The organism is Streptomyces sp. NPDC004752, from assembly GCF_053601275.1.
Window position 1 is genome coordinate 20,044 of record NZ_JBSGBN010000113.1, and the last position, 11,225, is coordinate 31,268.

Annotated in this window: 12 protein-coding genes; 5 read left to right on the forward strand and 7 right to left on the reverse strand. The window is 71.5% G+C overall.

Annotation, left to right across the window (positions count from 1 at the left end):
- Position 1: 1 nt before the first annotated feature.
- Complete coding sequence (gene efeB / locus ACWEKM_RS34690) at positions 2 to 1,273, reverse strand: iron uptake transporter deferrochelatase/peroxidase subunit (protein ID WP_451625245.1); 1,272 nt, start codon at positions 1,271 to 1,273, stop codon at positions 2 to 4.
- Between the two features lie 14 nt (positions 1,274 to 1,287).
- Positions 1,288 to 2,421 (reverse strand): iron uptake system protein EfeO, encoded by a 1,134-nt coding sequence (gene efeO / locus ACWEKM_RS34695; RefSeq protein WP_451625246.1) that lies wholly within the window; start codon positions 2,419 to 2,421, stop codon positions 1,288 to 1,290.
- 295 nt (positions 2,422 to 2,716) lie between these two features.
- Here efeO and ACWEKM_RS34700 point away from each other — a divergent pair, with 295 nt between their 5' ends.
- Entirely contained in the window at positions 2,717 to 3,406 is a 690-nt protein-coding gene (locus tag ACWEKM_RS34700; RefSeq protein ID WP_451625247.1) for a PhzF family phenazine biosynthesis protein, read from the forward strand.
- Between the two features lie 186 nt (positions 3,407 to 3,592).
- Here the strand turns inward: ACWEKM_RS34700 and ACWEKM_RS34705 are convergent, their stop codons facing one another.
- Both ACWEKM_RS34705 and map read right to left on the reverse strand, forming a co-directional pair.
- On the reverse strand, positions 3,593 to 4,240 hold the full coding sequence (locus ACWEKM_RS34705; RefSeq protein ID WP_451625248.1) for a biliverdin-producing heme oxygenase: 648 nt from the start codon (positions 4,238 to 4,240) through the stop codon (positions 3,593 to 3,595).
- A gap of 180 nt (positions 4,241 to 4,420) precedes the next feature.
- Positions 4,421 to 5,278 (reverse strand): type I methionyl aminopeptidase, encoded by an 858-nt coding sequence (gene map, locus ACWEKM_RS34710; protein ID WP_451625249.1) that lies wholly within the window; start codon positions 5,276 to 5,278, stop codon positions 4,421 to 4,423.
- 58 nt (positions 5,279 to 5,336) lie between these two features.
- Between map and ACWEKM_RS34715 the strand changes: the two genes are divergently transcribed.
- Positions 5,337 to 5,567 (forward strand): hypothetical protein, encoded by a 231-nt coding sequence (locus ACWEKM_RS34715; protein WP_451625250.1) that lies wholly within the window; start codon positions 5,337 to 5,339, stop codon positions 5,565 to 5,567.
- 52 nt (positions 5,568 to 5,619) lie between these two features.
- On the opposite strand, the gene ACWEKM_RS34720 is transcribed toward ACWEKM_RS34715, so the two are convergent.
- Together ACWEKM_RS34720 and ACWEKM_RS34725 are read right to left on the reverse strand one after the other, a co-directional pair.
- On the reverse strand, positions 5,620 to 6,930 hold the full coding sequence (locus tag ACWEKM_RS34720; protein ID WP_451625251.1) for an MFS transporter: 1,311 nt from the start codon (positions 6,928 to 6,930) through the stop codon (positions 5,620 to 5,622).
- Between the two features lie 87 nt (positions 6,931 to 7,017).
- Complete coding sequence (locus ACWEKM_RS34725; protein WP_451625252.1) at positions 7,018 to 7,617, reverse strand: hypothetical protein; 600 nt, start codon at positions 7,615 to 7,617, stop codon at positions 7,018 to 7,020.
- A gap of 180 nt (positions 7,618 to 7,797) precedes the next feature.
- On the opposite strand from ACWEKM_RS34725, the gene npdG reads away from it, so the two are divergent.
- Together npdG and ACWEKM_RS34735 are read left to right on the forward strand one after the other, a co-directional pair.
- Positions 7,798 to 8,559, forward strand: coding sequence for an NADPH-dependent F420 reductase (gene npdG, locus ACWEKM_RS34730; protein WP_451625253.1), 762 nt, complete (start codon positions 7,798 to 7,800; stop codon positions 8,557 to 8,559).
- A gap of 145 nt (positions 8,560 to 8,704) precedes the next feature.
- Positions 8,705 to 8,884: a hypothetical protein gene (locus tag ACWEKM_RS34735; RefSeq protein WP_451625257.1), complete on the forward strand. Its 180-nt coding sequence runs from the start codon at positions 8,705 to 8,707 to the stop codon at positions 8,882 to 8,884.
- A gap of 30 nt (positions 8,885 to 8,914) precedes the next feature.
- On the opposite strand, the gene ACWEKM_RS34740 is transcribed toward ACWEKM_RS34735, so the two are convergent.
- A complete protein-coding gene (locus ACWEKM_RS34740; RefSeq protein WP_451625254.1) occupies positions 8,915 to 9,715 on the reverse strand; it encodes a site-2 protease family protein in 801 nt (266 codons plus the stop codon).
- Positions 9,716 to 10,387: 672 nt separating this feature from the next.
- Between ACWEKM_RS34740 and ACWEKM_RS34745 the strand changes: the two genes are divergently transcribed.
- Positions 10,388 to 11,225, forward strand: an 838-nt coding sequence (locus ACWEKM_RS34745; RefSeq protein ID WP_451625255.1) for an AfsR/SARP family transcriptional regulator, incomplete at its 3' end; no start/stop codon positions are given.

Sequence of the window (11,225 nt, forward strand, 5' to 3'; positions counted from 1 at the left end):
GCTACGCCTCCCCGGTCAGCAGCGTCCGGCCCCACCAGTCGTTCGCGTCACGGACGCCGGGCGGGATCGCGAAGACAGCAGAACCCACATGCTGGATGTACTCGTTGAGCGCGTCCGACGCCGCCAGCCGGCGCTGGAGCGGAATGAACCCCGTGCGCGGATCGCGCTGGTACGCCAGGAAGAACAGGCCCGCGTCCAGCCGGCCGAGCCCATCGGTGCCGTCCGTGAAGGAGTAGCCCCGGCGCAGGATCGCGACCCCGTCGTTGGAGTCGGGATGGGCGAGCCGGACGTGCGCGGTGGGCTTCATCGCCTTCAGGAACGGCTCGTCGTGCTCCTTCGGCTTGCCGACCGGCGCGCCCTCGCCCTTGTCCCGGCCGAAGACGTCCTCCTGCTCCTGGAGCGACGTCCGGTCCCAGGTCTCGATGTTCATGCGGATACGCCGCGCGACGAGATAAGACCCGCCGGTCATCCACGTGGGCCCGTCCCCGTCCTTGCCCCCGTCTCCGTCCCCGACCCACACGAACTTGTCCAGCCGGTCCGTCTCGGTGCCCGCGATGTTGCGGGTGCCGTCCTTGAACCCGAAGAGGTTGCGCGGGGTCTGGGCGTCCGGGGTCGTGGACGACGTCTTGCCGAAGCCGAGCTGCGACCAGCGGACGGCGACCTTGCCGAAGCCGATACGGGCCAGGTTGCGGATTGCGTGCACGGCGACCTGCGGGTCGTCGGCACATGCCTGGACGCACAGATCGCCGCCGGTGCGCGCCCTGTCGAGGTTGTCGCCCGGGAACTTGGGCAGGTCCACGAGGGCCGCGGGCCGCCGGTCCGCGAGACCGAACCGGTCGAACAGGGACGGCCCGAACCCGAGGGTGAGCGTCAGCCGGGACGGCTTCAGCCCCAGCGCCTCGCCGGTGTCGTCGGGCGGCGCCTCGGCCGGCCCTCCGTAGGCGCCCTCGCCGACCGTCCCGCCCGCCGTCATCCGGCGGGCGGCGGCCGTCCAGTCCTTGAGGAGCTGGACGAACGCGGCCCGGTCGTCGGTCTTCACATCGAACGCGGCGAAGTGCAGCCGGTCCTGCACGGGTGTGGCGATGCCCGCCTGGTGGGCGCCGTGGAAGTCGACCGCGAGGCCCGCCTCGGCGGCGGCCGGTTCGGCGTCGTTTCCGGCCCGGGTCATCGCGACGGCACCGCCGGCCGCGGCGGCGCCGAGCGCGAGCCCGGCACCGCCCCAGCCGATCAGCGCACGGCGCGAGGGGCTGTCGTCCCGCTGGCTCTGCGTCATCTTTGTTCCCCGCCCTACTTCACGACCGCGGCGGCCAGCTTGGACAGCGGCTCGGCGAGCGCGTTCACCGCGTCCGACAGCTCCTTGCGCTGCTCCTCGGTGACCTTGTCGTACGAGACGAACTCGTACGAGGCCGGGTCCGAGCGGTACTTGTCGAGCAGGGTGTCGAGCGCCGCGAACTGCTTGTCCAACTCCCCGGTCAGCGTCGCGTCGTTCTTCGAGGCGACCGGCTTGAGCAGTTCGTATGCCTTCCGCGCGCCCTCGACGTTGCCCTTGAAGTCGACGAGGTCGGTGTGCGCGTAGCGGTCCTCCTCGCCGGTGACCTTGCCGGTGGCGACCTCGTCGAGCAGTTCCTTGGCGCCGTTGGCCATGGAGGTCGGGGTGATCTCGGCGGTGCCGACCCGCTTCTGCCAGTCCTTCAGGTCCTTGACCAGTTGGTCGGCGAGGGTCTTCTCCGCGGTGCCGATCTTCTTGTCGTGCCAGAGGGACTTCTCCAGGCGGTGCCAGCCGGTCCACTTCTGGCCCTCTTCGAGCCCGTCCTCGCGGACATCGACCTTGGGGTCGATGTCACCGAAGGACTCGGCGACCGGCTCGGTGCGCTCCCAGCCGAGGCGGGAGGGGGCGTATGCCTTCTTGGCGGCCGCCAGGTCGCCGTCCTTGATCGCCCGCACGAAGGTCTCGACCCGCGGCAGCGTCTCGTCGGCCTGGTCCTGGGCGTACTGGCGGTACTCGGCGACCGCCTCGTCCAGCTTCGGGTCCCGCTTGGCGGTGCTGCCGCCGGTGACCGTCAGCTTCTGGCGCACGCCGTGGCCCTTCATCCCCGGGCGGCAGGCGATCTCGTACGAGCCCGCCTTCACCTCGGCGGTCAGCGTGTACTTGGTGCCCGGGCCGATGTTCTCCTTCTCGGAGACGATCCGGTCGTCCGGGAAGAGGATCTCGACCTCGGTGGCCCGGGAGCCCTTGTTCTCTATCTGGAGGGTGACCTGGCCGGCCGGAACCGACTTGGTGGAGGTGTCGCACGTGGAGTCGGCGGCGGTCACCTGGATCGCGTCGCCGTCCTTGGCGTCGCTCTTCGCGGTGCAGGCCGTGAGGGCGGTCAGGGCTGCCACGGCCGTGGCAGCGGTGACGGTGAGGCGGACGGCACGCATGCAGGCTCCAAGCGGGAAGCAGTCTGGTGAGGTAATCCGTTGAGGCAATCGGGTGAGGCTTGCCTAACTTACATGAGCCTTACCTCACCCATACCCGCCCGGACGGTGATTCGGCTCTCAGTGGAAGATCACAGACACGGCTTGATCTCGACGCCTCAAAATCGACGCCAAGGGCGGGTCATGGGGAGGTCAAGCCATGCTCCGCGGGCTACCCGAACAAACCGGCCGGCCCGCCGAACTCCCCTCCCGCGACGGCGGCGCGGGCACCGTCTCCGACAGATGCTTGAATGCCCCGGTGACTGACTACGACGTGCTGCGCGTCTTCTGCGCGCCGAACGGCGGCTATGGCAACGAACTCGGCGTGGTCCGCGACGGCTCGGTGCTGCCCGAACGGCGCGACCGGCAGGCGTTCGCCGCCGAACTCGGTTACAGCGAGACCGTGTTCGTCGACGACCCGGAGCGCGGTGTCATCGACATCTACACCCCCACCCTGCGCCTGCCCTTCGCGGGCCACCCCTGCGTCGGCACGGCCTGGCTGCTCGACGTACCCGAACTGGTCACGCCCGCGGGGGTGGTCGGCGTCCGGCTGGACGGCGAGTTCAGCTGGATCGAGGCCCGCCCGGAGTGGGCGCCGCCGCGCACACTGCGCCAGTACGCGACGGCCGCCGAGGTCGAGGCCCTACCGGTGCCCGAGCCCGGCACCTGGATCTATGCCTGGGCCTGGGAGGACGAGTCCGCGGGCCGCATCCGCGCCCGCGCCTTCCCCGGCCGAATCGATGAGCGCGGCGTCAGCCGCTCCAGTGGAGCCGGGGCTTGCACCGGGGGTATCGAGGAGGACGAGGCGACCGGCACGGCAGCCCTGCTGCTCACCGCCCAACTGGGCCGAGCCCTCAACATCACCCAGGGCAAAGCCTCCCAACTCCTGACGGCCCCCCAACCCCACGGCTGGATAGAACTAGGCGGCCGAGTACACCTAAGCCCCTAACCCCCAAGCCCCCCGCCCCCCAGGGGCGCGGGGAACAGCGCGCCCAGCCACAGCAAAGCCGCACCCAACCACGAACATGCCGCCCCCCAGGGGCGCGGGGAACTGCGCGCTCGGCCCCGACGAGGCCGCACCTCACCACGACCATGCCACGGCTAACGTATTCCCCCGCCCAACCCAGCGGAGCGCTCACGCGCTGAGCGGAAACTCCGCCCCCAACCCCCGAAACACCCCGCAATTCAAAGCGAAAGCGCCCCGGCACTCGGCCACGATCCGCTGCTTCTCCAGGTCGTCCGCGCGCACCGCGTCCAGCAGTTCGCGGTAACCGCGCTTGAAGGCGGCCGGGTTGTCGATGCCCTCGAAGACATAGAACCGGACCCCGTCGCCCTTCTTCGCGAAGCCCCATGTCCGCTCCGCCTTGCCGCGGATGATCTGACCACCGGAGAGGTCGCCGAGGTAACGGGTGTAGTGGTGGGCGATGTACCCCGCGGGCCACTGCTCGGCGCACTCCCGCACCCGGTCCGCGTACGCCCGCGTCGCGGGCAGCGCGGAGAGTCCCGAGCGCCACTCGGGGCCGCGCAGATGGGCCAGGTCGCGTTCCAGTGCGGCCAGCCGGAACAGCTCCGGGCGGATGAAGGGGCCGGCCACGGCGTCGGACGCCAGCCGCTCGACTCCGGACTCCAGTGCCTCGTACACGAACCACAGCTGCTCGGTGTAGCGGGCGTACGCGTCGACGCCGAGCCTGCCGCCGAGCAGGTCGCTCATGAACGTCGAGTTCTCCGCCTCCACGTGCTGTTCATGCGAGGCGGTGCGGATGACTGTCGAGAAGGACTCCATAGAAGCAATCATCTAAGGCTAGCCTTACCTAAGTCAATGCTTTTCCCGACGGGCTGTCGGTAAAAGCGTACAAAAAAAGCCCGCCACCGGCGCGGCGGGCCTCTCAAGTGCCTTCGGGTGCCTTTGGCTGCTCCCGGGTGCTCCCGGGTGCTCCCGGGTGCTCCCGGGTGCTCCCGGGCGCTACGGCAGGGTCAGGATCTCCGCCCCCGAGTCCGTCACCACCAGCGTGTGCTCGAACTGCGCGGTTCGCTTGCGGTCCTTCGTGACCACCGTCCAGCCGTCGTCCCACATGTCGTACTCGTGTGTGCCCAGGGTCAGCATCGGCTCGATGGTGAACGTCATCCCCGGCCGCATGACCGTCGTCGCGTGCGGGCTGTCGTAGTGCGGGACGATCAGTCCGGAGTGGAAGGACGAGTTGATGCCGTGGCCGGTGAAGTCCCGCACCACCCCGTAGCCGAAACGCTTGGCGTACGACTCGATGACCCGGCCGATGACATTGATCTGCCGGCCCGGCCGGACCGCCCTGATCGCGCGGTCGAGGGCCTCCCGGGTGCGCTCCACCAGCAGTCGCGACTCGTCGTCCACGTCCCCGACCGGATACGTCGCGTTGTTGTCGCCGTGCACCCCGCCGATGTACGCCGTCACGTCCAGGTTGACGATGTCGCCGTCGCGCAGCACCGTCGAGTCCGGAATGCCATGGCAGATGACCTCGTTGACGCTGGTGCACAGTGACTTGGGGAAGCCGCGGTAGCCGAGCGTCGACGGGTAGGCGCCGTGGTCGCACATGTATGTGTGCGCCACCACGTCCAGCTCGTCCGTGGTCACCCCGGGCGCGATGATCTTCGCGGCCTCCGCCATCGCCCGGGCGGCGATCCGCCCCGCGACGCGCATCGCCTCGACCGTCTCGGGGGTCTGCACCTCCGGCCCGGTGTACGGCGACGGCGCGGGCTTGCCGACGTACTCGGGGCGGCGGATGTTTCCGGGTACCGAACGGGTGGGAGACAGCTCCCCTGGTACGAGCAGCGACTGGCCAGACATGCCAGCGAGTCTAACCAGCGGGCATGGGGAACCATGTCCCTGGCGAAAGGAGCCGGTCATGGCCCTGTTCAAGAAGCGGACCGTCGGAAAGCCGGGCGAGTGGTACTACTGCCTGGAGCACAAGAAGGTCGAGGAGGGGCCGGAGTGCCCGGCCAAGGACCGCTTCGGCCCGTACGCCACCCGCGCGGAGGCCGAGCACGCGATGGAGACCGCCCGCGAGCGCAACCTGCAATGGGAGAACGACCCGCGCTGGCACGACGCCGCCGGCCGCCCCGCCGCCGACGACTGACGTCCCGGCCCGGCCGGCCCGGCCCGTCTCCGCATACCCCGTCCCACCACACTCAGCCACCCGCACCCGCACCCGCACCGGCACCGGCACCGGCACCGGCACCGGCACCGGCACGCTGCTCACGCAGCCGTACCGCGTGCTCGTTCGTCCGCGCGTCGTACGTCATCAGTTTTGGCAGGCACAGCGCGAGCAGCCCCACCGCGCCCGCGCACAGCACCCCGCCGGACCAGACGGAGGCCCGCACGCCGAGCCACGCGGCGAAGCCGCCCGCCCTGACCTGGCCGAGCTGCGGTCCCACCGAGTACGACAACAGCTCGATCCCGGCGAGCCGTCCGCGCAACTCGTCCGGGATCGTCTGGTTCCACATGGCGGCCCGGAAGATTCCGCTGACCATGTCGAAGCCGCCGCCGAGGGTCAGGAACAGCAGCACGAGCCACACATTGCCGCAGATCCCGGCGGCGGCCACGGACAGTCCCCACAGCATGGCCGCGCCCGCCACCAGCAGTCCGTGCCGATGGATCCGCGAGGCCCAGCCGCTGGTCAGACTCACCAGCAGGGCACCCGCCGGTAGCGCACCGTACATCAGCCCCAGCGACCACTCGGCGTCCAGTTCGTCCGCGAGGAACGGCAGCACGGCGAGCGGCATGGCGAGGAACATCGCCGCGAGGTCGACGGCGTACGTGCCGAGGAGTTCCTTGCGGTTCCAGGCGTACCGGGCGCCTTCGAGGATCGCCGCGAGGGAGGGCCGTACCGCCTCGTGGGCGGCGGGGGAGGGGGCGATGCGCACCACGAACAGCAGGGAGACCGCGAAGGTCAGCACGTCGACGGCGTACGCCCAGCCGAGCCCGGCGTAGGCCACGACGACGCCCGCGAGCGCCGGTCCTGCCACCCCGCCCACGGTCCAGCGCAGCGAGTTGAGCGCCGCCGCGGCCGGCAGCTGCTCGTGCGCCACGATCCGCGGCCACAGCGAGTCCAGCGCGGGCCGCTGCACCGCGCCGACGCCGGAGGTGAGGGCGGCCACCACATACAGCGGCCACACCGGGGGGCTCGGTAGCAGGGCGTTGAGCAGCAGCACCGCGCTCAGCAGACCCTGCCCGGCCTCCGTCCACAGGATCAGTTTCCGCTTGTCCAGCGCGTCCGCGAGCGCCCCGCCGTACAGCCCGAACACCACCAGCGGCACCAGTTCCACGGCGCCGATCGCGCCCACCGCCGCGGTGGACCCGGTCAGCTCCTTCACCTGCACCGGCAGCGCGACGAAGGTGAGGAAGCTGCCGAAATTGCTGACCAGCCCCGACACCCACAGCCTGCGGAAGTCGACGGAGGCCCGCCAGGGGGCGAGATCGGGAAGCAGGGCACGCGTCACGAGGGGCCATGCTCGAACCCCACGACACACCGGAGCAACCGCTTTTCCTCCGGGGCGAGCGGGCCGCGGTGGGGCCTCGCGGGACGGTCACCAAGAGGCCGGGGGTGGGGCCGTCAGGGCTTCTGTCAGCCTTGTCAGGCGGTCGCGGAAGGTGCGGCGGCTCCGCGGGGAGGGGACCGCGTTCTCACCGGCCGCCGCGCTCACCAGGTGCTGCACCGTGTCCAGGTCCAGCTCGCCGTCCTCCGGCACCGCCAGCGTCTCGTGCGCCATCGCGGCCAGCTCACCCCCGCCCGAGCCCAGGGCCAGCACCGTCACCCCGGCCCGCCGCGCGTCGTGCACCCGCTCCAGCAGGGGCGCGGGCTCCCCGGGCGCCACGACGAGCAGCGTCTCGCCCCGTCGCGCCGCCGCGATCCGGCCCGGTCCGACGGCCAGTTGCGCGGGATCCGTGGGCCGCGCGTCGTGCCGTACCAGCGTCGGGGCCAGCTCGGGCGTGCCCGACCAGGCCGCCTCGTCCACCAGATGCGCCGCCAGGTGCCACGGCTCGTACTCCGGCGTGCCCACCAGCAGCAGACCGCCGCCGTGCGCCACCACCGCGCCGCGCAGTACCCCCGCGAACCGCCGGGTGGCCCCCAACCACTCGGTCCCGGCGAGTACTTCGCGCAACAGCGCCACCCGTACGGCATCCATGCCACCGCATCCTGCCGCAACCGGGCACTCATGACGCGGAGTTCACCCCGAATTCGCCCGACCCGGGGAAGGCGCCCGGTCCGGTCGACGGCCCCTACGGGACGATCGCTTTCCGCCGGTGTCCGTCGCGGCGCTCACCTGACCGGATGGGCGCACGGCCACGGACGTAGAGTCGGCCGCATGACCTCTACCGACAGCGCACAGCAGCCCACCGCGGCACCCACCGCGACAGACGCCGCGACCTCCAGCGCGACACCCGCCGGGACTCCCGCGAAGGACCCCTGGGACCTGCCCGATGTCTCCGGGCTCGTCGTCGGCGTGCTCGGCGGCACCGGACCGCAGGGCAAGGGCCTCGCCTACCGGCTCGCCCGGGCCGGCCAGAAGGTGATCATCGGCTCCCGGGCCGTCGAGCGCGCGCAGGCCGCCGCCGAGGAACTGGGGTACGGCGTCGAGGGCTTCGACAACGCCGAGACCGCCCGCCGCAGTGATGTGGTGATCGTCGCCGTGCCCTGGGACGGTCACGGCGGGACGCTGGAGTCGCTGCGCGCGGAACTGACCGGGAAGCTGGTCGTGGACTGCGTCAACCCGCTCGGCTTCGACAAGAAGGGCGCCTACGCGATCAGGCCCGAGGAGGGCAGCGCCGCCGAGCAGGCCGCCGCCCTGCTGCCGGACTCCCGGGTCGCCGCCGCCTTCCACCATCTGTCCGCCGTGCTGCTCCAGGACCCGGAGATCGCCGAGATCGACACCGATGTGATGGTTCTCGGCGAGGAGCGGGCCGACGTGGAGATCGTGCAGGCGCTGGCCGGTCGGATCCCGGGCATGCGCGGCATCTTCGCGGGGCGGCTGCGGGGCGCCCACCAGGTGGAGTCACTGGTCGCGAACCTGATCTCCGTCAACCGCCGGTACAAGGCGCACGCGGGGCTCCGCATCACCGACGTGTGAGACGTGTCGGTCCATGGGGGACACTGGTGGCCGTCCCACAGGTCCGACCAGGTCCAGCAGGTCCGACCAGGTCCACTCCAGCAGTGTCCCCCGACAGGAGCCGATCCGTATGACCCCCTCGCCTTCGCCCAGCCCGGCCCGGCGAATGCCCCTGCCCGGTCCGGCCCGGCGACTCGCCTTCTACGCCCTCGTCGTCTGCGTCCTCGCCGTGGCCGCGGCGGTCGTCTCGTTCGTCCAGGGCAGCTGGCTGGGCATCGTCTGGGTGCTGCTGGCCGGGCTGTCCAGCAACATGTGCTGGTACTACGCGAAGCGGGCAGGGTCGTGAAGCGGGGCAGCGCCAGCAGCCGGTCGTCCGTCAGGGGCTGACCGAGCAGTAGGGGTTGCCGCCCAGCCAGAAGCGGTACAGCTCGTGGCCGCAGTACTGATCGACCGCGCCGATCCCGAGGCCGCGCAGGATCGCGTCGACCAGGTCGAAGAACGCGCCGTTGATCGACGGGATCCACAGCAGCGCGAACACGAACAGCAGCCCGAACGGCGCGAACGGTTCCACCTGGCGCTTGACGTCGTACGACAGCCACGGCTCGATCACGCCGTAGCCGTCCAGGCCCGGCACCGGCAGGAAGTTCAGGATCGCGGCCGTGACCTGGAGCAGCGCCAGGAAGGCCAGCGCGTACCGGAAGTCCCGGGGCACCCCCTCCAGGGCGTCCAGCCAGAACGGCGCCGTGCACACCGCCGCGAACAGCACATTCGTCAGCGGGCCCGCCGCCGAGACCAGGCTGTGCCGCCAGCGGCCCCGGATCCGGCCGCGCTCGATGAACACGGCACCGCCCGGCAGGCCGATCCCGCCCATGATCAGGAAGAGCACCGGCAGCACGATGCTCAGCAGTGCGTGCGTGTACTTCAGCGGGTTCAGCGTCAGATAGCCCTTGGCGCCCACCGTGATGTCGCCGCTGTGCAGCGCGGTGCGCGCGTGCGCGTACTCGTGCAGGCACAGGGAGACGATCCAGGCCGCCGTGACGAACAGGAACACGGCGACGCCCGGCTGCTGGGCGAACCCCGTCCAGGTGGCCCAGCCGGTGACCGCGGTGACGGCCAGCAGCCCGAGGAACACGGGACTGATCCTCCGGTCACTGCGGCGGGTGGTGGCGGTGGTCACTGGTGGACCCTTTCTGCTGCGAGGCCCGAAGTGGGGTTGCCAGCTGGCCATGCGGGAGCGCACACAAGGGTGGCTTACTCGATCGTGTGATGGTCGGTGTCTGGGCTTGTGGAGGTGTGGGCCGTTCGGGCTACGGTGATCGTACGGCCTGGGACACCGGGCACGGCGCCAGCGGCGGGGCCCCTGCTCCACCAGAGTGATGGTTCAGGGCCTCCTCGTCGCCTCTGGCCGCGCCCACGTGGCCATGTCGTGGAGGGAACCGGCCTCCCGGGATCGGACCACGGACAAGATTCGTGTCGCTGCCCCGGGGTTGAGTACGCCGGGGACCAGTGCGCCCAAAACCGTTCGGGGCGTGCGGCTGAGTGGGCTCACTCCTGCTCAGTCCAAAGGAACGGTTCGTGGTCATACGGCGGGCTCCTGACGGGGCGTGTCGGGCGGGGCGGGGTCGACCGTACCGGTGGTGTGGGGGGAACGTCCCGCGGCCGGACACAGGTTCCGGGACGCAGGTTCCTGGACACAGGTTTCTGGCGGTCCGGACCCTTCGGCCAGGAGATCTCAATCCCTGTGGCGGACCGGACGCTCGTCCTCGGCTCCGCCACTCCTCGCGGTTCATGCGGGGCAGTTCAGCACGGTCTGAAACCCGGAGGCGGTGCCCGCGCGTCTCCAGGGACAATGGACCCCGTGCGCTATCGCATCCTCGGTACCACCCAGGCGCTCCGCCCCGACGGCACCCCCGTCCCGGTCGGCGGGGCGCGCTTGCGTGCCCTGCTGACGGCGCTGGCGCTGCGGCCGGGCCGTACCGCACCGGTGAGCCTGCTGGTCGACGAGGTGTGGGGCGCGGACCCGCCCGCCGACGCGACCGGGGCGTTGCAGGCTCTGGTGGGCCGGTTGCGGCGGGCACTCGGCGCCGAGGCCATCGCCTCTGCCGAGGGCGGCTACCGGCTGGCCACCGCGGCCGACGACATCGACCTGCACCGCTTCGAGCGGCTGACCGGCGACGGCCTGCGCGCCCTGGCCGACGGCGACCCCCAGAAGGCGGCCGCTGTCCTCGACGACGCCCTCGCGCTGTGGCAGGGACCGCCCCTCGCCGACCTGCCCGACCACACCGCCGACGCGGCCCGGCTGGCCGCCCGGCGGCTGGATGCGCTGCGCGCCCGGCACACCGCCGCCCTCGCGCTCGGCCACGCCGAACAGGCGCTGCCCGAGCTGACCGCCCTGTGCGACGGCCATCCCCTGGACGAGCCCCTACAGGCGCTGCGGCTGCGCGCGCTGCGCGACGCGGGCCGTACCGCCGAGGCGCTGGCCGCCTACGAGACCGTACGACGGCTGCTCGCGGACCGCCTCGGCTCGGACCCCGGACCGGAACTGCGCGCCCTGCACGCGGAACTGCTGCGGCCCGCGGAGCACACCGGCCGCGTGCCCGGAACGGGCCCGTACGGCACCGCGGTCGACCGGACCGTGCCCGGAACGGGCCCGTACGGCACCGCGGTCGACCGGACCGTGCCCGGAA

Bases quoted from the DNA above. Each gene is read 5' to 3' on its own strand.
- ACWEKM_RS34705 (WP_451625248.1), bottom strand. From the start codon at position 4,240: ATGGAGTCCTTCTCGACAGTCATCCGCACCGCCTCGCATGAACAGCAC.
- ACWEKM_RS34725 (WP_451625252.1), bottom strand. From the start codon at position 7,617: ATGGATGCCGTACGGGTGGCGCTGTTGCGCGAAGTACTCGCCGGGACC.
- efeO (WP_451625246.1), bottom strand. From the start codon at position 2,421: ATGCGTGCCGTCCGCCTCACCGTCACCGCTGCCACGGCCGTGGCAGCC.
- ACWEKM_RS34735 (WP_451625257.1), top strand. From the start codon at position 8,705: ATGCCCCTGCCCGGTCCGGCCCGGCGACTCGCCTTCTACGCCCTCGTC.
- ACWEKM_RS34715 (WP_451625250.1), top strand. From the start codon at position 5,337: ATGGCCCTGTTCAAGAAGCGGACCGTCGGAAAGCCGGGCGAGTGGTAC.
- npdG (WP_451625253.1), top strand. From the start codon at position 7,798: ATGACCTCTACCGACAGCGCACAGCAGCCCACCGCGGCACCCACCGCG.
- map (WP_451625249.1), bottom strand. From the start codon at position 5,278: ATGTCTGGCCAGTCGCTGCTCGTACCAGGGGAGCTGTCTCCCACCCGT.
- efeB (WP_451625245.1), bottom strand. From the start codon at position 1,273: ATGACGCAGAGCCAGCGGGACGACAGCCCCTCGCGCCGTGCGCTGATC.